This is a genomic window from Streptomyces sp. NBC_00252, assembly GCF_036187565.1.
GTDB lineage: Bacteria > Actinomycetota > Actinomycetes > Streptomycetales > Streptomycetaceae > Streptomyces.
On record NZ_CP108087.1, the window covers coordinates 3,510,439 to 3,534,216 of the forward strand.

General features: G+C 68.4%; 16 protein-coding genes and 5 pseudogenes. 8 read left to right on the plus strand and 13 right to left on the minus strand.

Annotation, left to right across the window (positions count from 1 at the left end; translation table 11 throughout):
• Positions 1-205: 205 nt before the first annotated feature.
• Together OHT77_RS14985 and OHT77_RS14990 are read right to left on the minus strand one after the other, a co-directional pair.
• A complete protein-coding gene (locus OHT77_RS14985; protein ID WP_328828902.1) occupies positions 206-886 on the minus strand; it encodes a hypothetical protein in 681 nt (226 codons plus the stop codon).
• A 559-nt stretch (positions 887-1,445) separates the two neighbouring features.
• A complete protein-coding gene (locus tag OHT77_RS14990; RefSeq protein ID WP_328828903.1) occupies positions 1,446-1,886 on the minus strand; it encodes a hypothetical protein in 441 nt (146 codons plus the stop codon).
• Positions 1,887-2,634: 748 nt separating this feature from the next.
• Between OHT77_RS14990 and OHT77_RS14995 the strand changes: the two are divergent.
• Positions 2,635-3,405 (plus strand): annotated as a pseudogene (locus OHT77_RS14995) (IS256 family transposase); the annotation flags it as partial.
• Between the two features lie 15 nt (positions 3,406-3,420).
• On the opposite strand, the gene OHT77_RS15000 reads toward OHT77_RS14995, so the two are convergent.
• From OHT77_RS15000 to OHT77_RS15010, 3 genes are all read right to left on the minus strand, one after another.
• On the minus strand, positions 3,421-5,505 hold the full coding sequence (locus OHT77_RS15000) for an ISAzo13 family transposase (protein WP_328828904.1): 2,085 nt from the start codon (positions 5,503-5,505) through the stop codon (positions 3,421-3,423).
• Between the two features lie 133 nt (positions 5,506-5,638).
• A complete protein-coding gene (locus OHT77_RS15005) occupies positions 5,639-6,409 on the minus strand; it encodes a transposase family protein (RefSeq protein WP_328826102.1) in 771 nt (256 codons plus the stop codon).
• An 80-nt stretch (positions 6,410-6,489) separates the two neighbouring features.
• Positions 6,490-8,112, minus strand: coding sequence for an IS1182 family transposase (locus OHT77_RS15010; RefSeq protein WP_328828905.1), 1,623 nt, complete (start codon positions 8,110-8,112; stop codon positions 6,490-6,492).
• 147 nt (positions 8,113-8,259) lie between these two features.
• On the opposite strand from OHT77_RS15010, the pseudogene OHT77_RS15015 reads away from it, so the two are divergent.
• Positions 8,260-8,712, plus strand: a pseudogene (locus tag OHT77_RS15015) (transposase); the annotation flags it as partial.
• Positions 8,713-9,165: 453 nt separating this feature from the next.
• Here the strand turns inward: OHT77_RS15015 and OHT77_RS15020 are convergent.
• Positions 9,166-10,602 (minus strand): IS1380 family transposase, encoded by a 1,437-nt coding sequence (locus tag OHT77_RS15020; protein ID WP_328834243.1) that lies wholly within the window; start codon positions 10,600-10,602, stop codon positions 9,166-9,168.
• Positions 10,603-10,919: 317 nt separating this feature from the next.
• Here OHT77_RS15020 and OHT77_RS15025 point away from each other — a divergent pair, with 317 nt between their 5' ends.
• Positions 10,920-12,071, plus strand: coding sequence for a cation:proton antiporter (locus OHT77_RS15025; RefSeq protein WP_328828906.1), 1,152 nt, complete (start codon positions 10,920-10,922; stop codon positions 12,069-12,071).
• Between the two features lie 305 nt (positions 12,072-12,376).
• On the opposite strand, the gene OHT77_RS15030 is transcribed toward OHT77_RS15025, so the two are convergent.
• The 7 genes and pseudogenes from OHT77_RS15030 to OHT77_RS15060 all read right to left on the minus strand — a co-directional run.
• Positions 12,377-12,982: an undecaprenyl-diphosphate phosphatase gene (locus OHT77_RS15030; RefSeq protein WP_328828907.1), complete on the minus strand. Its 606-nt coding sequence runs from the start codon at positions 12,980-12,982 to the stop codon at positions 12,377-12,379.
• Between the two features lie 5 nt (positions 12,983-12,987).
• A complete protein-coding gene (locus tag OHT77_RS15035) occupies positions 12,988-13,170 on the minus strand; it encodes a hypothetical protein (protein WP_328828909.1) in 183 nt (60 codons plus the stop codon).
• A gap of 279 nt (positions 13,171-13,449) precedes the next feature.
• On the minus strand, positions 13,450-14,097 hold the full coding sequence (locus OHT77_RS15040) for a phosphatase PAP2 family protein (RefSeq protein ID WP_328828910.1): 648 nt from the start codon (positions 14,095-14,097) through the stop codon (positions 13,450-13,452).
• Positions 14,098-14,270: 173 nt separating this feature from the next.
• Entirely contained in the window at positions 14,271-15,215 is a 945-nt protein-coding gene (locus tag OHT77_RS15045; RefSeq protein WP_328828911.1) for a M56 family metallopeptidase, read from the minus strand.
• A 34-nt stretch (positions 15,216-15,249) separates the two neighbouring features.
• The gene (locus OHT77_RS15050) at positions 15,250-15,633 is read right to left on the minus strand and encodes a BlaI/MecI/CopY family transcriptional regulator (RefSeq protein WP_328828912.1); all 384 of its coding nucleotides are present in this window, start codon (positions 15,631-15,633) and stop codon (positions 15,250-15,252) included.
• Between the two features lie 674 nt (positions 15,634-16,307).
• Complete coding sequence (locus OHT77_RS15055; RefSeq protein ID WP_328828914.1) at positions 16,308-17,552, minus strand: IS110 family transposase; 1,245 nt, start codon at positions 17,550-17,552, stop codon at positions 16,308-16,310.
• Between the two features lie 300 nt (positions 17,553-17,852).
• Positions 17,853-17,972 (minus strand): annotated as a pseudogene (locus tag OHT77_RS15060) (phosphatase PAP2 family protein); the annotation flags it as partial.
• A gap of 302 nt (positions 17,973-18,274) precedes the next feature.
• On the opposite strand from OHT77_RS15060, the gene pstS reads away from it, so the two are divergent.
• The 5 genes and pseudogenes from pstS (at position 18,275) to OHT77_RS15085 (ending at position 23,772) form a co-directional block, all read left to right on the plus strand.
• On the plus strand, positions 18,275-19,402 hold the full coding sequence (gene pstS / locus OHT77_RS15065) for a phosphate ABC transporter substrate-binding protein PstS (RefSeq protein ID WP_328828915.1): 1,128 nt from the start codon (positions 18,275-18,277) through the stop codon (positions 19,400-19,402).
• Between the two features lie 89 nt (positions 19,403-19,491).
• A pseudogene (gene pstC / locus OHT77_RS15070) lies at positions 19,492-20,478 on the plus strand (phosphate ABC transporter permease subunit PstC); the annotation flags it as partial.
• A gap of 189 nt (positions 20,479-20,667) precedes the next feature.
• Positions 20,668-21,507: pseudogene (gene pstA / locus OHT77_RS15075) on the plus strand (phosphate ABC transporter permease PstA); the annotation flags it as partial.
• Positions 21,508-21,546: 39 nt separating this feature from the next.
• Complete coding sequence (locus OHT77_RS15080; protein WP_328828916.1) at positions 21,547-22,065, plus strand: winged helix-turn-helix domain-containing protein; 519 nt, start codon at positions 21,547-21,549, stop codon at positions 22,063-22,065.
• A 45-nt stretch (positions 22,066-22,110) separates the two neighbouring features.
• The gene (locus OHT77_RS15085; RefSeq protein ID WP_328828917.1) at positions 22,111-23,772 is read left to right on the plus strand and encodes a penicillin-binding transpeptidase domain-containing protein; all 1,662 of its coding nucleotides are present in this window, start codon (positions 22,111-22,113) and stop codon (positions 23,770-23,772) included.
• The last annotated feature ends 6 nt before the right edge of the window (positions 23,773-23,778 follow it).

Below are 23,778 nucleotides of genomic sequence, written 5' to 3' on the forward strand. Positions count from 1 at the left end.
GATGAGCACGGTGGCGGTCAGGGACAGCATGGGCCGGTCACGCAGCAGGTTCTCCGCCAAGGCGAAGGCGGCATTGGCTGTTTTGGAGGGCGGAGGCGGCGGACAGCAGCGGATGTTCGTGTTGCGCTTGCAGACACGTCCGAAGGGCCTGCAGCACGTTCCGGATGCAGGCCCTTCGGACGCGGTAACCGCGCCTTGAGTGTGCTTACGCGGCGGCGTTCTGGCCGGCACTCTTGCGGCGCCGCACCATGAACATCGCACCGGCGCCGACGGCGACGGCGGCGCCGCCGCCGAGGCCGATCACATGCAGGGCGGACGAGGAACCGGTATGCGCGAGGGAGCCGGTGACCGGGAGTTGCTCGGAGCCGCCCTGCGGCTTCATGTCGGTCTTGGGCTTGGCGGTCGGCTTGCCGCCGGTGGGCTTGGCGTCGCCGGTGCCGCCCGGAGCGATACTGCCAGATGCGAGGACCGTGAACTCGTACGTGTCGCCGTTGCCGTTGCAGGACGTGCCCTTACCGGCGTAGATCGCGCGGCTCATGGCGAACGAGGTACCGGCGGGGGCCTTGGAGCTGACCCGGACGCGCAGGTCCATGTCGACCTTGGCGCCCTTGTCGATGGCGTCGATGACGCCGACGAAGGTGCCCGGGACGGTCGTATCGCCGTCGTTGTCCTGGTACGAGTCGGTCCACTTGCCGGTCTGCGGGTCCTTGTACTGGAGCTGGGCGAGCTCGTAGGCGAGGGAGTCGTTGACGTTCACGTTGTCGGCGTACTCGGTGAACGTGTCGACCCAGACGTTCTTCAGGTCGGTGTCCGAGTTGTTCTGCACCGAGAAGGTGAAGTCGTGCCAGCCGGAACCGGCGACGATCTTGCTCGGCAGGCCGTTCACCGTAACCTTGAGGTTCTGGTCCAGGTTGAACTCGTCGCACTGGTCCGGGGTCCAGTCGCTGGGCTTCGACGGGGCTGCGGACGGCGTGGGCGATCCGGAGTTCGCGGAGGAGCTTTCTCACCAGCGGCGGGGCTGGACTGGTCGGTTGCCGGGGAGCTTTGGCCGGCGGTGGGGCTGGACTCGTCGGCTGCGGGGGAGCTTTTGTTGGCGGCCGGACTGCTGGACTCGTCGGCCGCGGGGCTGCTCGTCGATGCGGTCGGAGTCGTTCCGTCGTCCGCGCAGGCGGCCGGAGCCGAAAGGAGGGCGAGCGGGGCTATGACTGCCGTCGCGGCCGCGGTGACCATGGCACGGCGAAGCTTCATGTGAAGACCTCAATAGGGCAGGCGTGCTGCGGCGCCGCAGCGCTGTCGGGATGCCTCCGCGTGTGAGGTGCGGGTCGGGCGGGGTGGCTGCGTGCGTGAGACCTGTGGCTGACGGGGAAGGCCGTCCCTCGTCTATGGAATTCCTATGTGGAATGGCTCACATGGGTGAACGTATTGAAGGCGGTAGCTATCAGAGGTCAGGCCGTCGCAGCGATGCGCGAGGCCAGATCCCGGCCCGCGGCCTTGCCGGCGGGCGGGAACGTCAGCTTCAGGTCCTGTTCCTGCCCCTGAACGGTGAGCACGGTTTGCAGGCCCAGCCCCAGCAGCGCCTTCTTCATCGGAGCGGCGGACATCAGCTCGCGTGGCAGGCTGATGAGCAGCTTGCCGGGGCGGCCGGTCGTGGTCTTGGCGTCGAAGAACATCAGACGGCGGTCGGTGAGCGCCCAATACATCGGGCGCGGCTGAACAGTGGCGATGACGGTCCCGGCCGTGAGGACGCCGACCAGCGCGGTGGTCAGCACCCGGCGCTTGACCGAGACGGAGCCGACCTTGGCAAGGGAGGTGAGTTCCACCTGCTCGCCCTGGGCGAGCAGAGGGGCGACGGACTGCAGCAGTTGCTGTGTGCGCCGGTTGTTCATGAGAGTCCTTGCGGTGTTTCAAAGGCACGCAGGTACGCCGTGCCGGTGCGCGTGGGAGGCGGCACAGGTGAGCGTATGGGCGATAATTCGGTATCCGAAACAAAATCTGAGTCATGAATGAGTAATGTCCACTGCCTGGCATCGACGGTCGACAGGTACCGGTTTCGCGACGGATCGACGGGCCCGGGGTTGCGTGAACCGGCGCGGGCGGGACTGGCTGCCCCTGGGGCGACATCTCGGAGCATCTTGCGACCGACGAGCCGATGAGTTGTGAAGATTTGCATTAGCTATCACAGGCGAAGTTGCATATATCGCAGGAATTATGGGCGTTCGAGTGAGTTATTTGGCCCTTAGATTCGTGACTGCGATCGCCCCATTGCCCGTCCTGACACGTCAGCACGGCTGGCGGGTGGAGCGGGATCGAGCAGGACCCAGGAGAATTGAAGCAGGGTCTTTTTCCGGGCTATCCGGCGTTTTCACAGGTCAGCAGTCTAGCGCGCCTTCGGTGCGCGCCCGGGCTCGCCTGTTCGGCAGTTTTTTGGAGTGAGGTGGTTCCGGGGCCGCATCACCTGCACTGAACGCCACACAATGACGCAAACCTCCCTCCATCCTCGGGTTGCGTCCAGAGAAGTGGTGTACGGGTTCGACCTGATCCGGGGGTTTGCTCCGGCATCGGGATGGTGCCCGCATAGATGAACGGCCACCGGCTGATCTTCGAAGTGTCGAAGCCTCGAAGGAGATCAGCACGATGACCGCACCCGACAGTCTGCCCCTGCACGCCCTCGCGGAGGACAACCTCGCTTCGGCGAGTCCCGATCTGCTGCGCGCGATGGTCAAGACGTTCGCCGACGCACTCATGTCCGCGGAGGCCGACGCTCTCTGCAATGCCGCATATGGGCAGGTCAGCGACGAACGCGTCAACCACCGCAACGGATATCGCCCACGCGAGTGGGACACGAGGACCGGGACCGTCGAACTCGCCATCCCCAAGCTCAGGTCCGGGAGTTACTTCCCGCACTGGCTCCTCGAACGACGCCGCAGGGCCGAGCAGGCCCTCATCTCGGTGGTCGCCACCGCCTACCTGCTCGGCGTGAGTACACGCCGGGTCGAGAAGCTCGCCGAGTCCCTCGGCGTCACCCAGCTGTCGAAGTCCCAGGTCAGTGCGATGGCCAAGCACCTGGACGAACAGGTCGCCGCATTCCGCAACCGGCCCCTGGACCAAGGCCCTTACGCGTTCGTCTGGGTCGATGCCCTGACCCAGAAGGTCCGCGAGGGCGGCCGGATCATCAACGTCCACGCCCTCATCGCGGTCGGCGTCAACGCCGACGGGCACCGCGAGATCCTCGGCATCGACGTCGCCACCGCCGAGGACGGCGCCGGCTGGCTGGCCTTCCTGCGCTCATTGATCGCCCGCGGCCTGTCCGGCGTCCAGCTGGTGACCTCCGACGCCCACGCCGGCCTCGTCGATGCCATCGGCGCGGTCCTGCCTGGCGCTTCCTGGCAGCGGTGCCGCACGCACTGAAGCCGTAAGGATTCAACTTGGTGTTTCGCTGTCTTCTGTGACGGATGCGAGTACGTCGGCGGCCGTGGCGAAGCGTCGTTCGGCGGGGATCGGGACGTACAGGTCTTGTTCGAGGAGGGGACGGACGTCCGCGATGGCGTTGCGGATGGTGCCGCGGCTGACACCGAACAGGTCGGCCAGGGTCTGCTGGTTGCATAGATCTCGCTGGGAAAGGACCGTGGCCAGGATCCGGTCGGCGTCGGTGATCTTTTGGCGGAAGACACCATCACGCGTTCCCGGGCGTCGATCACCACCGCGTTTGCGGTGCCGGCGTTGTTCGAGCGCGGCCTGGTAGGGCACGGTGATCCGGCCGATCAGCGCCTGGAAGTCCGGACGGGACATGCCGGTGAGTGCGGGGTGGGACAGAGTCTGGGAGAGATCCATTCGGCTGGTGGTCGCGCCGTCCTGCGCCCAGTCGCGCAGTTCCTGGGCGCAGGAGAAGTAGTGCGCGGTCTGCGAGACGGTGATCTTCTGCGAGTCCATGAGGGTGCGGGTCTCGCCGATGACCTGGCCGATGGTGACCGGGTTGATGGCGAGCAGGTCGACCAGGACTTTCTGGGAGCAGACGCGGCGCAGGTAGGTCACCGTGACAAGGATGCGGTCGGCGTTCGAGAGCAGGGGTTTGCCGTGTGCTCCGGGGGCTTGCAGGCGTCGGCCGCCGCGCTGCTGGAACTTGCGCTGTTCGGCCCGGGCGGCCTGCGCGGGAGCCAACTGGGCGCACAATGCGTCCAGTTCGGGTGCGGTCATGCCGCTCAGTCGCGGGTCGGCGAGCATTGCCAGCACCTGCGACCTGGTGTGGTCGCGATCACTGGCGTTGATCGCGCAGTCGCCGGTGGCGCCGGCCGGGGCGATCGTGTAGTTCCAGGATCCGTGCCGGTCATGGGGTGTGATCGGCAGTGAGCGCAGGTGCTCGCGGCTGACGGAGATTCCCACCGGGTAGGTCCCGGTGTCCAACTCGGCGTGAACGCGAAGGCCGGTGCGGGTGCGGGTCGCGGCGATGCTGTTGACTACGACTTCGTGGCTGGTCAGGGGCCTGCCACGCCAGTTCATGGAGATGTGGGAGAACAGCCGGTGCTCGATCTTGTTCCATTTCGAAGTACCCGGCGGAAAGTGACAGACGCTCACCGCGAGGCCCATCTCGGCGGCGAACGCGGCGAGTTCGGCCTTCCATAGCCGGTAGCGGTAGCTGTTGGACCCTCCGCAGTCCGCGGTGATCAGCAACCGGTCGGCATCCGGGTAGTCCACCCGGCCACGGGCCTGCCACCAGCGGCGGATCGACTCGACGGCGAACACCGAGGTGTCGTGATCGGTGCCGACGTTCACCCAGCCGCTGTCGTGGGCCAGATCGTAGATGCCGAAGGGTATCGCCACCTCGACGTCGGGTCCGATGAAGTAGAAGCTGTGGTCCTCCACCTGCACCGGATCGCCTGCGGGGCGCCATTGCCGTCCGGGGTTCGGCAGCTGACCCAGTTGCTCCTTCTTCTTGGCATCGATGCTGATCACCGGCTGCCCGCCGGACTGGTGCTCCTTGACCTGTTCATTGATGTAGCCGAACTGTGCGTCCCGATCGGGGTGTTGCTTGCCCTCCAACGTCTTGGCACTGGTCTGCAGACTGAAGCCCTGCCCCTTCAGCAGCCGGCCGACCGTCGGAGCGGAGACCGGATGCCCTTGCCCGGTCAGCTCATCGGCGAGGTTGCGCAGGGACTTGGTCGTCCAGCGCAGTGGCGACATCGGATCGCCCCGCTCGTCCGGCTCCACCAGCTTCAGCAACGCCGGAACCAGGGACGGATCCTGCTCCTCGGCGGGCTTACGACCGCCCCCGGGGCGCCGGACGTAGCCGTCCCGCAGCGGATCCTCACCGGCCTCCAGCTCGAACACACCGTTGCGGACCGTGGTTTCGCTCGCCCCGGTCAGCCTCGCCACGGCCCGTACCCCGCCGTGTCCGAGCAGTCGCGCCTCCTGCGCCAGCATCAGACGCCGCTGACGCTCGTTCAGATGCGGCAGCAACACCGCGAAACGGTGGTCGAGTTGGGACAGTAACTCCTCCGTGATCGCCATACCAGGCCAACGAGCCGCTGACCGCGAAGCAACAGGTTGATTCTTGACGGCTTCACTACGCCCGAAATTTGCTAAAGGGTGTTGCACAAGGCCGTGTTCGGGCAGGCCAGAGTGGGTGAGCACAGTCTTCTGGTCATGATGCGAGGGCGAGGTTGTGCATGTGGGCGACGGCTTGGACCGCGTGATGGAGGCCGTCGCCGTGCTGTCGGCAGTCGCGGAGGATCTTGTAGTTCTTCAGGCGGCCGATGACGTGTTCCACGCGGGCGCGGACCTTGCGGTGGGCGGCGTTGTCGTCCTCCTCGCCCGGGAGCAGAGCCCGTCCGGGGCGTTTGCGGTGCGGTACCGCCATGCCGCAGTTGAGGTAGGCGCCGTCGCCGAGCACCGTCACGCCCTCACAGTGTCGGCTCAGCCCGGACGCACGCCAGGCGTGGGCGTCCGCCGTCGTGCCCGGCACCGGTCGTGCTGCCGCGATCACCAGCCGCGTGTCCGCGTCCACGACCACCTGCACGTTCGCCGAGAACCGGTAGTTGCGGCTGGATGCGGCCACCGACCGGTCGCGGAGCGGGATCAGCGTGCCGTCCACGATCCACATGCGTTCCGGGGCATCGGCCGGGCGGGAGACGGGCTCGATCGCGAGCAGCGGTCCCAGTCGTTGGATGACCCGGCACACGGTGGAGGAGGAGACACCGAACAGCGGGCCCAGCTGCCGCATCGTCAGATTGGTGCGGTAGTACACCGCGACCACCAGCACCCGCTCGGCCAGCGGCAGCGACCATGGCCGGCCCCGCAGGGTGCCGTTACCGCCCCGCTCCCGCACCACTTTCAACAGACGCGCGAACTGCGTCACTTGCAGCCCGGTGAATGTCTCCACCCACACCCGTTCGGCCCTCAACACCCCTGCCATACACCGGAGATGCCCAGTTCACGGCCTTGTGCAACACCCTTTAAGCCCAATGCCGTGACTCTGTTGGTGATCTTCAGTGGTCAGATGATCGTGAGTCCTGCTGCGGTGCAGAGAGTCTGAAAGCGAGATGCGCGGCGGGTCGATGAGGTGGTGTCGTGCCAGTTGGCGAGGCGGCTGAGGTTGCAGGCCATGGCGGTCAAGACGTGCTGCACGTGAGTGCGGGGCAGACCTCGATAGCGGCTTCTGCGCAGGCCGTGAGCTCGTACGTTCTGAGAGAGGGTGGACTCGATTCCGGCGCGGATCGCGTACCGGCGTTGCCACTGTTCGGTCTGTTGGTCGAGCCGATTGCGCATCTGGATCTCGTGCAGTGCCTGCGGCAGGACTGCGATGGAGCGGGAGCCTGTGGCCGAGGAGGTGCACCGGGCACGGTCTGGGCAGGGCCGGCAGTCCCTTTCGGCGAACCGGGCCTGAAGATAGGTGTGGCCGGAGATATGCAGCTCGGTCCAGGACACACTCGTCGCACCTCGCGGGCAGATCGCCTGCTCGTTGCCCCAGTCGATGGCGAAGGCCGTCTTGTCGAAGCCCGAATCTGCTTTGGCCTGGCGGCTGTTGTCCGCAAGAACCGGGCCGAGCAGCGTGATGCCGTGCACGCGCTGAGCCCGCTCGATCTGCGCGGGTGAAAGGTAAGCGGTGTCCACGACGTGCTCGGCCGGAGCCAGGCGACGGGCGGCGAGGTCGTCGTGGATCTTCTCGGTCAACTGCCCGTCCTGGACGGGAGCAATGGTGGTGGCAACATGCGTCACCAGGTGCGGCAGATCCTGATCACATGACTCGGTGACATGAACCCGGTATCCGCTCCACTGGACATCGCGTTTGACGCAGTAGTGCGCGTCCGTGTCATACGGGGAGTCGAACCGCAGCGAGGCCGGCGGCAGAGCCGTGCCCTCCCGCCAGCGCAATTGCCCCTCACGATCCCAGTAGTACTGATGGACCCAGACCCGCCGCAGGATCTCCACCTGCCGCAGCATCCGCAGACGGCCTGGGGCGTCGGCTGCCCAGACCGCGGTGAGGAGTTTCTGCCCGTCCCAGCCGAACTCCTCGGCACGCTCGCGCACCGCTACCTTGCCGCCCGCAACTTTCCCGATCTCGACCTTCCGGCCGTACCGCTTGGCCCACTCCGGTTCGATCAGCGGCACCAGCCAGTCCGGATCGACCTCGGCGATCTCCTCCAGCACAGCCCGCACGCTCTCACCCGCCAACTCCAGCCGACTCAACCGTCGCACCGCCGCCAGGACATGAGTGGCATCAGTACGCTGCCGGCCCCGCCCCTTGAGCAGCCCGGCCGCCACCAGGCGGTCCAGCATCAACTGCAACAGCTGATCCGCCCGGTCGCCCTCGGCCAGCCGGGCCCGGAACTCACTGAGTACCGAGTGGTCGAAGCCCGGATCGTCCAGTTCAAGGCCAAGTCCGTACTTCCAGTCGATCCTCGTGCGCACCGCATCCGCCGCCGCCCGGTCCGAGAGATTCTCCGCGAACTGCAGCACCGACACCAGCGCCAACTGCCCCGGCGAGAAGCCCGGTCGCCCATCGGACGGATACAGATGAGTGAAGTCCTCGTCGGCGAACACCACATCCAGACGGTCCCTCATCAGCATCACCGGCGTCCCCTTCGGACACGCCGCCCACGCCGTGCGGACCGTCATCGGAGGAATCCGCTGGAAACTTGCCGGACGCATCGACACCGTCCACCGCCCCAAAACCGAGGCCGCCCCGCCTCCGACCAGCCAACCACCACCAGCGTCCACCGTCACCACCCCGTCAAGATCACCAACAGAGTCACGGCATTGCCTTTAAGCCAGGTTCCGAAATCGGCCCAGCCGTGGGTGGCCACATTGCTGCGGACCGTCTTCGAACAGCCCGACACCGACGCCGTGAAGGCCCAGATGCAGCACGTCCTGGACGCCCTGGAGGCCAAGTTCCCCAAGGCTGCAGCCCACTTGGACACCGCCCAGCACGACCTGCTGGCGTTCACCGCGTTCCCGCGTGAGAGCTGGCGTCAGATCTGGTCGAACAACCCGCAGGAGCGGCTGAACAAGGAGATCAGGCGTCGCACCGACGTGGTCGGCATCTTCCCCGACCGCAGCGCCCTGATCCGGCTCGTCGGCGCGGTGCTGGCCGAGCAGAACGACGAATGGACCGAGGCCCGCCGCTACATGGGACTCGACCTGCTGGCCAAGGCCCGCCTCCACCCGATCGAGTCAGAAACCGACGACACCGCCCTGCCCACCGAACTCACCGCATAGCCTCAAATACGAGATCACCGAGTGGCCGTCAATACACCACTCCCGCGGACGTGACCCATCCTCGTCCCGCGCACCCGTACCTGGTCCCACAGTTTCAGACTGGAACTGCACCGTTCATTGAGGCTGGCTCCCCTCAGGGTCCCCACGAACGCCGTGCAATCAAGCGGCCTGAAGCGTGACTGGGTGTCAGGTGGCCAACAATCTACTTCGCAGCCTGCCGCCCACAATCAGTGCGAGTACATCGAAGAACTGTCACACCAGCCCCTTTGACCTGATTTTTCAGGATGGCGGAGGCTTACTAACCTCGCCGTTTCGGTTGGGCTGAGGCGGCGTCGCTGATCGCCAATTGTGGGGTGGCCGACGTGGTTTCGGTGCTTGGGCAGGTCGGAGTTCCGACGCGGTGGTCGGGTTCTCCGGGTTCTTTCGGGTCGTGGGCGGACGGGGGATTTCCGGTCAGCTGGCGGGTCGGGGCAGTGCGGCGAGGCGGTGGAAGGCCGTGGCCAGTTCGTGTCGCCAGGGCCAGGTCGCCGATATCCGCAGGTGGAGGCGTCGGCCGCCGCGGGTGAGGCGGGCGGCGACGTGCAGTAGCCGGTAGCGGAGCTTCTTCGGCTCCGCAGTGGCCAGCTCCCCGTCCAGGAGGAGGACACGGGTCCAGGCGAGCATGTCGATCGCGGCGAGGCTGAGTTCGAGCCAGGCGGCGTTGACGCCGAAATGGCGGGAGGGGAAGCGGCCGAAGCCGGTGGTCTTGCCGCACCGGATGTGGTCCTCGACGGTGGCATGTCCGCGGTGGCGGACCTCCAGGAACTGGGCGGAACCGCCACCGGAGTACGGGGTGTCGGTGAGGAACACCTGATGCCGCAGGCCCTCGTCCTGGTCGAACAGGGACAACTGGGCACCGGGGTGCGGCCGCTCTCGGCGCACGATGATGCGGGTGCCGGCCGGGTAGCCGCCCAGATCGGCCATGCCGGTCAGCTCGGCGACCTCGGCGCCATCACGCAGGGCCCCGTCCTGGTCCAGGGCGGGATGCCAGAGGCGGTCGGGGATGGCCCGGACAGCGCGGCGAACCGGCTCGGTGATGGCGTATCCGACCGAGAAGAAGGTACGGATTCCTCGTTTCCGCACGTCGCGCACGTGGGCGAGGAAGGCTTTCGCGGATCCGGCACTGTCGGTGCGGACGAGGATGTCGGTGCCGTGCAGTTGAGCGTCGGGGATCTGCGCGAGTGCCTGGTCGAACACTGTGATGTGGTCGCTCGCGGTGTTGGCACCGGCGTTTCCGGGACGCAGCCGGCCCGACAGTGCCTCGCCGGTGTTGGCCAGGAAGCACAGCAGCGGGTGGAACCCGAAGCCGCCTTTGTAGGTGGGTGCGGACTGATCTTTCTCGGAATGGCAGGTGATCAGCGTGGCGTCGAGGTCCAGGACCAGCCCGGGCAGCATGTGTCCCGCGGCCCGGACTGCGGGTATGCCTTCGCCTTGTTCGGCGGCCAGCATCCAGGCGACTTCCCGAGCTTGGGCGCGGGCCGAGCGCAGCGAAGCCAGTGCCCGCTCGTCAACGTCGGCCAGTAGCCGCCAGGCCGTCGGTGTCGAGGCGACGGGGCCGAACACCGCTGCCTGGTCCCGCAGTACGGCCAGATCTGCGATGGCCTCGCCGCCATTGGCGAGCATCACCGCCAGATCGGTGGCGATCCGGCCCGGATCATGCCCAGTCCCGCGCGGCCGAAGCGACCTGAGTGCGGTGGAGTACGCGGCAGTGAGCCCGATGGCATCAGCAAGATCAGCCAGTAACCGTGCCCCAGCATGACCGACCACCCCCGAACCATCTGCACTGACCCGGATCTTGGGACGCAACCCGATACTCTGCACGTAGAAAGTGCCCTCCGCCTGGACCGACAGAACCCCTCAGCAAGGTCCATCGTCCCAGGTCAGGAAGGCACTTTCGCGTTTCCGCCCCAAAAGCCGACATACCCAAACGAAACGGCGAGGCTAAGGCAACGGCCCGACCAGCACACTCACTCAACCTTTCGTGTCAGAGTCACGCCATTGTCTTTCGGAATCCAGAGGGGTCACTCCCGCCCCCGCCCAATCGTGATCCGTCTGACGGCAGCAGGCCGCGTGCGTCGGGACAGGAATCCCCTGCCGCTGGGGGGACGATACTGACCGGACGCGGCAGGCTGGCCGGGGTCCGTCGGCCGACGTGTCAGAGGTGCGATGTGGATTTTGCGACGTTGGCGATGATCTCGCTGGCGGCGCTGGTTGGCCCGCTGCTTGCGCTGCCGCAGCGCTGGCACGTGCCCGTCGTGGTCGGAGAGCTGACCGCAGGGGTGGTCCTCGGGCCGAGCAGCGTCGGCTATCTGCGGCCCGGCAACGGGACGTTCGCCTTTCTCGCGGACATCGGCTTCGCGCTGGTGATGTTCGTCGCCGGGTCGCACGTCCCAGTCCGGGATCCCGGTATGCGTGCCGGATTGCGGATCGGGGCCCTTCGCGCACTCTTCGCGGCTGTGCTGGCCGTGCCGCTCGCCCTCGGGATCGCCGCGCTGTTCGGTACCGGGCATGCCGCCTTGTACACGGTGCTGCTGGCCTCGTCGTCGGCCGCGTTGATCCTGCCGATGATCGACTCGCTGCGGCTGCAGGGCACGCCGGTGCTGGAGCTGCTGCCGCAGGTGGCGCTCTCGGACACCGCCTGCATCGTGGCGCTGCCCCTGGTCATCGAGACGCAGCGGGCCGGGCGCGCGGCGCTGGGGGCGCTGGCCCTGACGGCCTGTGCGGCCGTCTGCTTCGTGGTCCTGCGTCACTTCGAGCGGACAGGAAGTCGGCGGCGCCTGCACCGCCTGTCCCAAAATCGCAAGTGGGCCCTTGAACTGCGAATCAGCCTGACGATCGTCTTCGCTCTCGCGGCTGTGGCGGTGCGCACGCACGTCTCGATCATGCTGGCCGGGTTCTGTTTCGGGCTCGTGGTGGCGGCCATCGGAGAACCGCGGCGACTGGCCCGCCAACTCTTCGCGGTAACGGAAGGGTTCTTCGGTCCGCTGTTTTTCCTGTGGCTCGGTGCCTCACTCGACCTGCGCCAGCTCGGCCGGCACCCCTCGTTCATCCTGCTCGGGCTGCTACTGGGGACTGCCGCGGTTGCCGTCCACGCCGCGATGCGACTGACCGGCCAGCCCACCTCGCTCGGCACGCTCTCCGCGGCGCAACTGGGCGTGCCCGTGGCCGCCGCGGCACTCGGCTCTCAACTGCACGTGCTCAAGCCCGGCGAAGCCGCCGCACTGATGCTCGCAGCGCTGGTGACCATCGGGGCGGCGGCCGGCGCGGGCATCCTGGCCGCCCGCGCCGCGCCGACGAACGCCCCAGCCACGAACCAGTAGCCCAGTGCCGATGCGGTCAGGGTTCGAGGCCGACCAATGATGACAAGCGCCACCATTAGGGCTTGTCTTCAGTCGTGATCAATGAGCGCGGTCCGGTGTGAATGACGAGTGGGGTGCTCGCGCCGGCCGGCGGCCGCCCGGTTGCCCGTCCTGTCAGCGAATCACGATGGCCGTACCGTTTCAGCTAGTTCGCCCTAATCGGGTCGATACCTTCGCAGAACCCCGGCCACAACCAATGGCGGGTGTGTCGGCGGCGCTCCGCCAATGTCGCCCTGCCCTGCGACGCCGTCGCCCGGATCGTGCGGTCAGCCGATGGTGAGGTAGGCCAGGCTGCCGAGACCTGCCAAGGTGCAGTAGACGGCGAACGGGACGAGGGTGCGGTTCTCGAAGTACCTGACCAGGTAGCGGGTGGCGAGATACGCCGCGACGAAAGCGGCGATGCTGCCCGCCAGCAGCGGGCCGCGCAGACCGTTGCCTTCGGCTCCCAGCAGCGGGGGCAGCTTGAGCAGCGCCGCTCCGCCGATCACCGGGGTGGCGAGCAGGAAGGCGAAGCGGGCGGAGTCCTCGTGGTTCAGGCCGCGGAAGATTCCCGCGCTGATGGTGGAGCCCGAGCGGCTGATCCCGGGGAGCAGGGCGAGGATCGGGGCGGCGCCGATCGCCATGGCCTGCCGCATGGTCATCCGCGTGATCCGCTGGTCCGACAGTTCGCCCGGACTCAGGCCCTCCTCCCCTGCCGCCGTGGAGTCCCCCGCGCGCCTGCGCCCCGTCCCGCCGCGCCGCAACTGCTCGGTGACGAAGAGCACGATGCCGTTGAGGGCCAGGAAGATCGCGGTCGGCACGGGCCGTCCGAGCGTGGTGCGGAACAGCTTGTCCAGCGCGATGCCGGCGACGCCCACCGGGATGGTGGCCATGATGATCAGCCAGGCGAGCCTCTGTCCACGGTCTGGATGCGCCGCTGTGTGATCGACGTGGACACTCCGCGGATCACCCGGATCCAGTCCTGCCAGAAGTAGACCACCAGCGCCAGCGCCGTGGCCAGGTGGAGGCCGACAAGCTCGTTGCCCGAGCTGTTCCCGGTCTCCAGCCTCGGGCACAGCATCCTGATACCCGACGCCGACTGCATCTGTGTAGCTCAGGGCGGACATGGGCGACCTTCGACTCGGAACCCACTCCAGGACAGGGCTCGGGCGACGCTCGCAGCGAGCCCGGCCAGGCAAATCTACTACACACGTGTAAAAGTTGACGAAAGCCGTAAGGAACGGCGAGAGCTGTTCATCTCGCCGACCCGTAGCGTTCACCGCCCCTCCCGCCCAAGGCCCGTTCAGCAGGGGGACATCAGCCGCCGAAGAAAGACGGACCGTGACCGCGCGCCAGGACCTCAGCGAACCGCCTCACCGGCCGTGTCGGCCCTCAGGAGGGGCTGGAGCACGCCACCCGCACGCAGACGGGACACCACGGGACGGATCACGCCCCGCACCACCAGGCCGGCGACGAGGGCGACGGGCGGGGCGATGACGATGGAGCCGAGGACGTCGTGCGGGTAGTGGTCGCCGACGTAGACGCGGGTGAAACCCTCCAGGAGCGTGCACACGGCGGCGATGGCGGCCAGCCTGCGGTCGAGCAGGAAGAGCGCCGCCGTGGTGGCGGCGGCGACAGTGGTGTGGCCGCTCGGGAACGCGTAGTCGCTGGGGGCCGGACAGCTGTTGACGTAGAAGTCGCGGGGGAGAGCGCGGCAGGGGCGGCCCTCCGCGACCAGCTTCTTGATCACCTCGGCGACGGCGAAGGCGGCCACGACGCCCACCGGGGCGGCCAGGGCCAGCGCCATGGCGGAGTCGTCGCGTCGGCGGGCCCTCCACCAGCCCATCACCATCAGCACGGCGAAGACGCCCAGGCCGAGGTTGGTCGCCAGCGCGATGGCGGTGTTGAGCCAGGGGGTGTCACGCGCGAAGTCGGTGACCGAAGTGAAGAGCGAGCCGTCGATGCGGGAGCCGTCGAAGGCGAGTTGTGCCGTGGTGCGATGGGTCATCAAGGCGGTGCTTTCAGGCAGGCGGAGGCCGCGGTAACGCGAAGATGCGGCAGGGAGAACAGCACCTTAACATCTACACGCGCGTAAAAGTTCCTGGTCGGCGGCAGACCTTGATGCGGAGGCTTGCTTCAGGTGCACGCCTGTTGGCGCCATACGCCGTGCGAAAGCGGCGCTCACCTCACGCCCATCGTCTCCAGCAGCCTGTGGAGATCGTGGGCGGCTTCGGTGCTGGACCAGGCTGCGACGAGGAGAACCGCGGCAGTGGCGACCATGAGCCCGGGGTGACGGCCAAGGGGCGGCTCGAGCAGAGCTGCCACCCGGCGGGGCACAGGACCGGCGCCGGCGAGGGGACTGCGACGGCGGCCGAGGATACCGAGCGCGGCGCCCGGAAGACGCGAGCGGCCGGGGACGTCGCGGGCGGCGAGGGCGGCCTTGCCGACCGCGCGAGCGACGCGGGCGCGGTCGCCGGTGGCGCCGGCCGCGTTCTCGTCGGCCCAGCGCTCGGTCGTGTACGTGACCGCGGTGGCCAGCGGGCGCAGCAACGGGTTGGCGGCGGCACCGAGTTGGGCGAAGGCGACGAAAGCGTAGTGGTGCGCGGCCAGATGGGCGCGCTCGTGGGCGAGCAGGATGAGGTGCTCGGCCTCGTCCAGCGTGCGCAGCATGCCGGTGGAGACCACCACCCGGCCGGGCAGCCCCGGCAGCGCGAACGCGTCCGGCGCCGGATCGTCGACGACGACCAGTCCGTCCCGCGCCGGCATGCAGGCGGCGTCCAGCGCGGCGGAGACCAGGGACCGCGTACGGCGCCAGAGCGTACGGGCGGCCATGACGAGGGCGCCGCCGAGCAGCAGTCCGGCCAGCAGGGCGACGGACAGTTCGGTGGGGTCGTCGCGCCGGGCGGTGTCTACCGACCAGTGGCCGAGTCCAGCGAGCAGCGGGACGCGAGTCAGCCCGGTGACGGCCAGCAGGCCCAGCGAGACCGTGCTTGCCACGCCCAGGACCAGCGAGGAGACGGTGAGCAGCCAGGTCGCCAGGCGCGGCTCGCAGCGCTCCGACAGCTGCCGGGCGCCCAGCGGGGCAAGCAGCGGCAGCAGCAGCGGGAGGTAGACGAGGATGCGCATCCGGGGCCTCTTCGAGGGGGTGGCGGTCGGCGGCTCAGCGCTCGGCGTCAGGGCCGAGCAGCTGACGCAGCAGGTCGGCGTCCGCGTCGGACAGGCCGTCGGCGAAACGGGCCAGCACGGCCTCGCGATCGGGCCGCTCCTCCAGGACCGTGCGCATCCGGCGAGCGGCGAACCCGGCGTCGTCGGTGGCGGGTGCGTAGGCGTAGGCCCGGCCGCGCCGGGTGCGGACGAGCAGCTGCTTGGTGTGCATACGGGTGAGGATGGTCACCACCGTGCTGTAGGTCAGCTCGCCGCCGAGGCGTTCCGTGACTTCGCCAGGGGTCAGCGCGCCGCCGGCCCGCTGCAGCAACGCGAGGATCTCGGCCTCCCGCGCACCATTGGGCAGCTTGGGACCCCGCCCGTGTGTGTCGCCGTCCATGGCGTCCGTCATTCCCTCACTCGTCACATACCGCCGCTTGGAACTTCTACGGCGGTGTAAAGGCTGTCGTGTTCCGAGTCTGCCATGCCCGTGGCCAAGAACCCGCTCATACGTCAGTGACGTTCATCCGGCCCCTGGCCACCGTCTGGATGTTCTGGCTCAACTCGTCCTGAGCAGATGCGCCCCTTGGACCCGGGCGCCCGCTGCAAGCGGCAGCCTTGTCCGCAGTGGCTGCGCCGCCTTCGCCTTCAGTGGCCTTCGTGTGCGCTCCAGAGCCAAGGTCCCGGCGACCGGCCTGCTTCAGGAACGGGAAGAGTACGGACGCGACGTGTGTGGCGCGGGCATCCAGTAGAAGCGTGGCACCGCGAGGAAGCCAGAACCGGCAGGAGCCCGGCGAGTACACCGGCGCCGATCAGACGGCCGAGCCGGAAGTGGCCCGCTGCCCAGGGAGCGATCTCCCGCCTGGGACCGACCAGGCAGCCAGGGCGAGTACTCAGACGACGCCCGCAGCACCGGAACGCAACGCCGCCGGCCCCTCTAAGGTGCCGAGCACACTGGACCCGACGACGCCCCATCCTGCCCCTGACGCGTAAATAGCAGCAGGTCAGGGTGGGTGTGGGTAGGGCTGAGTGCCCGGTGGCCGTAAAAGGTCGCCGGGTGTCCGGGACTGCCGGTCAGACTGCGGTCTCCCGCGGGTTGAGGGTGACGGTGTATCCGAGCTGGTTGAGTGCGGTGATCGCGCGGCGGGTGGCCCGTTCGGGATCACGTTGGGTGAAGTAGGTGCCGCCGAGTTCCTGGTAGCCGACGTGATCGCTCAGCATGTGCCAGATCGCGGTGATGATCGAGTGCTCGACGGCGACCAGTGCCCTGAGCGGGCCGCGGCGTGCGGTCAGCCGTTTATAGCGGGCGGCGAGGTAGGTGTCCTTCGTTCTGACCGCGCCGAACGCGGCGAGGCCGAGGGCGCCTTTGAGGTAGGGGTTGCCGGGGCGGACCTTCGTGTTCTTGGTGCGTCCGGCGGATTCGTGGTGGCCGGGGCAGACTCCGGCCCAGGAAGCGAGGTGCTTGGCCGTCGCGAACCGGTTCATGTCGCCGCCGGTCTCCGCGATGATCACTTCGGCGACGGCCTGGTTGATGCCGGGGATGGTGTCGAGCAGGTCGAGGGCGCCACGAAAGGGGGCCATCGCCTCTTCGATGCGTCCGCTGAGCTGGTCGATCATCGTGGTGAGCTGGTCGTACTGGTCCAGGTGGAGGCGGGTCAGGAACGCGTGGTGTTCGCGGAAGCGTCCGGTCAGGGCCTCGGTGAGTTCAGGGATCTTGTTGCGGAGCCTGCGTTTGGCCAGGTCCGCGAGGGTCTGGGGGTCGCCTTCGCCGCGGATGAGGGCTTCGAGCATGGCCCGGCCGGAGACGCCCATGATGTCGGAGGCGACCGCGGAGAGTTTGATGCCGGTGTCCTCCAGCAGTTTCTCCAGCCGCTGGACCACACGGCTTCGTTCACGGGTGGCGGTGGTCCGGGCCCGGGTGAGGTCCCGTAGTTCGCGCACCGGCTCGGGCGGCACGAAGGAGGGCCTGACCAGGCCGTGGGCGCCGAGCTGGGCCAGCCAGGCCGCGTCGGAGACGTCCGTCTTGCGGCCGGGCAGGTTCTTGACCTGCCGGGCGTTGACCAGGATCACGTTCAGGCCCTCGGACAGCACGTAGTAGAACGGCTTCCAGTAGTCCGAGGTCGCCTCGATCACCACCAGCGTCACCCGTGCGGCAAGCAGATGGTCCCGCAGATCCAGGATCGCGTTCGTCGTCGATCCCCACGTCGTGGTCTCGGTCGTGAAGGACCCCCGCCGCTTCGAACTCGGGGTGCGGATGCAGACCTTGGCGTCCTTCTTGCTGATGTCGAGGCCGGCGCAGCGTTCGTGCAGCACGTCCACGGCCTTGCTCCCTCCCTGGCGGACGGACCCGTCGTACGCCGTTCCGGGAGGACCAGGGTGGATCAGGAATTCTGACGCACGTGCTTCACAGCAACACTCCACGGTTCCCGTGGACGGTCCCCAGTACCACGCTGACCTGCGAGCTCACCGGCATCACAGAGGCATCGGTTTCGGCCGGAACGAACCCCTCCAGCGTCCCGGACCGACATCAGCCCACGTCAGGGCAGACAGAAGCATCTCCGGCGCGCGCCACGGCATTTACCACGCCCCCGGCGCGCACCGAAGGTGCGCTGAGTCGCTGACCAGTAGAAGCGCCCCGGAGTACACGGTGTAGACGACGGCTATGAGCGGCAGTTCGGACCACCAGCGAAGGCGGCCACGGTAAGCCGCGGCACGCAGCGCTGTGGCGTGGATCGTCATTGCGGGTGTAGCTCCTGGTTCTCCGAAGGCAGGGGGCCGGCGGTCATGGCACGGGCGTGTCTGTCGTGCCCTCAACGACATTGATACGGACACCGAACATGTAGCCGTCAGAACATATCGCTAGCCAAATATATCGGTAACCGAATAGCTTTGCCGTCGGTACATCGCTCGTTCACGTTCGTTCGCCCTGCGTTTCACCCTGCGCTCCTACGTTCACGGCTGCCTGCACACGACAGGCCCATGAATCCGGCGGCGGGACCTGCCCTCAGGGGGACCGGTTTGCCCAGGAAAGGACAGTTGCGGTGAAGCTCCAGCGGTTTGCGCTTGTGGCGGGTGTCGGTCTGCTCGCGACGGCCACGCTCTCGGCGTGCGGAAACGACAACAACAACTCAGGCTCGTCGTCCTCGGCCTCCGCCGGCGCGGGCGGATCGTCGGCCTCCGGCGTCTCGTGCGGCTCGGGCACGCTGACGCTGGCCGGTTCCAGTGCCCAGGCCAACGCGATCTCGAAGTGGACGAAGGACTACCAGGCCGCCTGCTCCGGGTCGACGATCAACTACAACCCCAGCGGCTCCGGTGCCGGCGTGACCGCCTTCGAGCAGAACCAGGTGGACTTCGCCGGTTCCGACTTCCCGCTGAGCGCCGACGACCAGCCCAAGGCGGACGCGCGGTGCGGCTCGGGCAACAAGGCCATCAACATCCCGCTCGTGCCGGGCGCGATCGCCGTGATGTACAACGTCTCCGGCGTCAGCTCCCCGCTGAACCTGTCCGCGCAGACGCTCGCGAAGATCTTCAACGGCAAGATCACGACGTGGAACGACCAGGCGATCAAGAAGGACAACCCGGGTGTGAGCCTGCCGGGGACGAAGATCACCACGTTCCACCGGGCGGACAAGTCCGGTACCTCCTACAACTTCTCCAACTTCCTGAACCAGACCGACGCCGCCGACTTCCCCGCGAAGGCGAACAAGCAGTGGCCGGGCAGCGGCGGCCAGGGGCAGAACGGCAGCTCCGGTGTCGCCCAGGCGGTCAAGACCACGGCCGGCGGCATCGGCTACGCGGAGATCTCCTACGCCCAGGCCAACGGTCTGCCCACGGCGAAGGTCGGCAACGCCAAGGGCCAGTTCGTCGAGGCCACCACGCAGAACGCCTCGGCGTTCATCGCGAAGGCCAAGACCCAGCGCAACGGCTCGGACCTGCAACTGGCCTTCGACTACGGCTACTCCGACCCCAGCGCCTACCCCGCGGTCCTGGTGACCTACGAGATCGCGTGCGCCAAGGGCAACAAGTCCTCCCAACTGCCCCTGATCAAGGGCTTCTTGAAGTACGGCGCCGGTGACACCGCGCAGGGCGAGCTGCCGGCGGCCGGTTACGTCCAACTGCCCAAGAACATCCAGACGCTGGTGCAGTCCTCGGTCGACTCCCTGAGCTGACGCTCCAGTTGTACGGCTGCCGCCGGAACCGAGGCCGTCGGCGGCAGCCCCGTTTCCTGCTTGAGAACCCCCGCACCGTCTGGAGAATCATGAGCGGAGAGTCGCCGACCGTGGCCGAGCCGGCCGGCACGGCGCAAGGACGCCCCAGCCCCGGCACGTCCCCCTCCGGGCTGCTGAGGCGCCGGCGCCGCGCTTCCGGGCGGGGTGACAGGGTGTTCCGGCGTACCGCTGTCGGCGCCGCGGTGTTCCTGCTGCTGCTGATGGGCGCGATAGCCGTCTTCCTGCTGACCCAGGCCCTGCACGCCATCACCGTCGACCACGCCGACTTCCTCACCGCGTTCGAATGGAATCCGGACGAGGACCCCTCGGTGTGGGGTGTGGCCCTGGTCGCCTGGGGCACCCTGGTCACGTCGCTGTTCGGCCTGGTCATCGGCGCGCCGGTCGCCATCGGGGCCGCGATGTTCATCACCCAGTACGCGCCGCGTCGCCTGGCCCAGGCGCTGGGCTACATCGTCGACCTGCTGGCCGCGGTGCCGTCGGTGGTCTACGGCCTGTGGGGGATCATCTTCCTCGTGCCCCACATGGGCGGCATCTCCAAGTTCGTCGACGCGGTCCTGGGCTGGATCCCGGTCTTCTCCTACGACGGCTCGCCCGCGCCGCGTTCGGTGTTCGCCGCCGGCATCGTCCTGGCCATCATGATCCTTCCGATCATCGCGGCGCTGTCCCGCGAGGTCTTCCTCCAGACCCCGCACGAAACCCAGGAGGCCGCGTACGCGCTGGGGGCCACACGCTGGGAGATGATCCGCCTGGCCGTGCTGCCCTACTCACGCTCCGGCGTGATCAGCGCGGTCGTCCTCGGCTTCGGCCGGGCTCTGGGCGAGACCATCGCGGTGGCCATGGTGCTCTCGCAGACACAGACCTTCTTCACGCACTTCCTGAATCCCGGTGGCAACACCATCGCCGCCAACATCGCCATCCAGTTCAAGAACGCTTTCGGGGTCGGGCGCGGTGCCCTGATCGCCTCGGGCCTGGTGCTGTTCGTCATGACGCTGCTGATGAACTACCTCGCCCGGTGGATAGCCCGCCGCGGCACCCTCGACCAGCGTTCACAGACCCCCGCCGCCGCACCGCAGGCCCCGACTCCCCCGGCCGACGCGCCCGCCGGGCAACCGCACCACCTGCTGGACGCCGCACCCCGCACCACCCCGCACCCGCTGGACGGTCCGAGCGGACCGCGCGTGCCCATGGCGGGCACCAGTCTGGGACGTCGGATACGCGACCGGGCCGCCCAGGGCCTGGCCGCAGCCGCCTTCGCCGCCGCGGTGCTGCCCCTGGCCTCCATTCTGTGGCTGGTGGTCGGGCACGGGGCCAAGCGCTTCGACAGCGTGTTCCTGAACAACTCCATGCGCAACATCGCCGAGTCCGACCAGGGCGGGGGCGCCTACCACGCCATCCTGGGCACCCTGGAACAGGCGGGGATCGCCACGCTGATCGCCGTGCCGCTCGGGGTGCTCGTCGCGATCTATCTCGTCGAGTACGGGCGCGGGGCGCTGGCCCGGATGGTCACGTTCGTCGTGGACGTCATGATGGGCCTGCCCTCGATCGTGGCCGGCCTGTTCATCCTGTCGGTGTGGATCCTGGCCTTCGGCTTCCAGGACTCCGGCTTCGCCGGCTCCCTCGCCCTGGTCATCCTGATGCTGCCGATGGTGATCCGCTCCTGCGAGGAGATGATCAAACTCGTTCCCGATGCCCTGCGCGAGGCCGCCTACGCCCTCGGTGCGCCCCGCTGGCGGACCATCGCGCGGGTCGTCCTGCCCACCGCGCTTCCCGGGATGGTCACCGGCATCATGCTCGGCGTCGCCCGCGTCATGGGTGAAACCGCCCCCGTACTCCTGGTGGTCGGCTTCACCTCCTCGATCAACTTCAACCCCTTCAGCGGCGCCCAGGGCTCGCTGCCCGCCTTCATCTACAACGAGGCCACCCAGCCCTACGCACCCGCCGTCGACCGGGCCTGGGCCGGTGCGCTGACCCTCATCCTGATCATCATGCTGCTCAACCTCGTCGCTCGCCTGATCGCCCGGTGGAAGCAACCCGGTCGCGTCTGAGACCGCCCCCCTCCCGCCGAACCGACACAGGAGGCTCCCATGACCCCGCCCCGCCACACCCCCACCGCCCCCACCGCCCCGGCCGACCGGGGCGACTACGTGGTCGTCCCCCCGAGCACCCAGGGCCGGCTGCGCCTGCTCACCGTGGGCCCGGTGGAACTCGACCTGGACGGCAAGCAACTGCGCATCGCCGGCCAGGTCACCCACATCCCGATGAAGGAATTCCAGCTGCTGGCCATGCTCATGGACAACGCCGGCCTCGTGCTGACCCGCCGCCAACTCCTCGACGAGTGCTGGGAACCCGGCCATCCCGACGGCACCAAAACCCTCGACGTCCACATCAAACGCGTCCGCGAACACCTGGCCGCCGCCGACCCCGACCTGCGGACCCGGCTGCGCACCGTGCGCGGGTACGGCTACGTCTTCGACGCCAACCCCCCTGGTCCCGTCGCACCGGCACCGGCCCCGAGCAGCACGCCCGATGGGGACCGTCATGTCCCCCGCCTTCCACACGCCTCGCGCGGTGCGGCTCGACCCGGCCGGGGCGGTCGCGCATGAAGCACCGGAAAGCTGACCGAACTGGTGCCCCCCCGGGGGCTGACAGTGAACAGGGCGGCGAAGACCGGCATCATCGGGGCCTGCGCGGTCGCGCTGGGCCTGGGAGGCTTCGGCGCCTACGACATCGCGCACGGCCAGACCCGGCCGTCGGCCGGGAGGCGCAGAACCGTGACTCCCGCGGCGGAGTCGAGCACACCACCGCCTACGGCGAAGGCCGGGACGTTCGCGCGTGGCTTCCTGAAGGACTGGGCGGCGGGCCCCGCCCACTACACGGCAGCGGCTGGCGAGACGGACGCGCCGAAGGACGCGCGGCAGGCACTGGACGCCTACCGCGCGGGCGTGAAGCTGCGCTCACTTGCTTTCAGCGACGTCGCCACGACCGGAACAGACCCGCGGCGCCGCAACGCGGTGCGGGTGACCTTCACGGCCACGGCCCGGCTCGCGGCGGGTACGTGGTCGTATCCCGGGGTGCTCGACGTGGTGCAGGACGCCGCCGGGCAGCAGGCGGTGCGCTGGTCGCCCTCGGTCCTCCACCCCCAGCTCGGCGCCGGCCAGAGCCTGCGCCTGGGCTCCCTCGCGCCACCGGCTTCGCAGGTACGGGTCCTCGCGCGGGACGGCAAGACGCGGCTGACGGGTGAGCGGTTCCCCTCTCTCGCGGCCATCGTGTCCACCATCGGAGCGCACGCGGCGGCCACCGAGAAGGGCAGGGACGGCAGCGGAGTGACGGTGGTGAACACCGCCGGGGCCAGCGTCGCCACCCTGAAGGTCTTCAAGGAGCCGACGGCCGTGTCCGTACGCACCACCATCGACGCCGGGCTGCAGGCGGCGGCCGAAAAGGCGGTGCACGACCGGCAGGTGGGTGGCAAGCCGGCCGGGGTGGTCGCGCTCGACCGCCACAACGGCCATATCCGTGCCGTCGCCTACGACGGGCCGGACGGCGACATCGCGATCAACGCGGCCAAGGCGCCCGGCTCCACCATGAAGATCATCACGTCGGCGGCGCTGTTCGACCGGGCGGGCATGACGCCCGACAGCACGGCCCCCTGCCTCAAGACGCAGGCCGCGTCCGGCCAGGTGTTCCACAACGAGGCGGACGTGCCGGCCAACCCGGACGCCACGCTCCTGCAGGCGTTCGCCGAGTCCTGCAACACCGCCTTCGTCAAGGAGGGTTTCGACCACCTCGTCCACGGCGGTGACGACGCCGCCGACCTGCACGACGAGGCCCACGACATGTTCGGTTTCGGCAGCTGGTCGATCGGCGGGGGCGTGCAGACCACCGACCCGTCCGTCCCTGCAACCCCGTCGGGCGGGGACAAGGCGGCCCAGTTCATCGGCCAGGGCCAGGTCACGGCCAGCCCGCTGGTGCTGGCCTCGGTGGCGGCCACGGTCCGCGACGGCGCCTTCCACCAGCCGGTCATCCTGCCCGACCAGCCGCAGACCCCGGCGCCCCACCCGCTGTCGCCCACCACCGCCGGCTACCTCCAGCGCATGATGCGCGCGGTGGCCACGAGCGGTACCGCGAGCGCCCGCCTGGGCACCCTTTCCGGAGTGGGCGCGAAGACCGGCACCGCGGAAGAGGGCGACGGCACCAACGGCTGGCTCACCGCCTACAACGACGACCTCGCCGTCGCCTCCCTCGTGGAGGGCGGCAGTTCGGGCGTCGGCTCCGCCGGCTACGTCGTATGGGACCTGCTCACCGCACGGTGACATCCG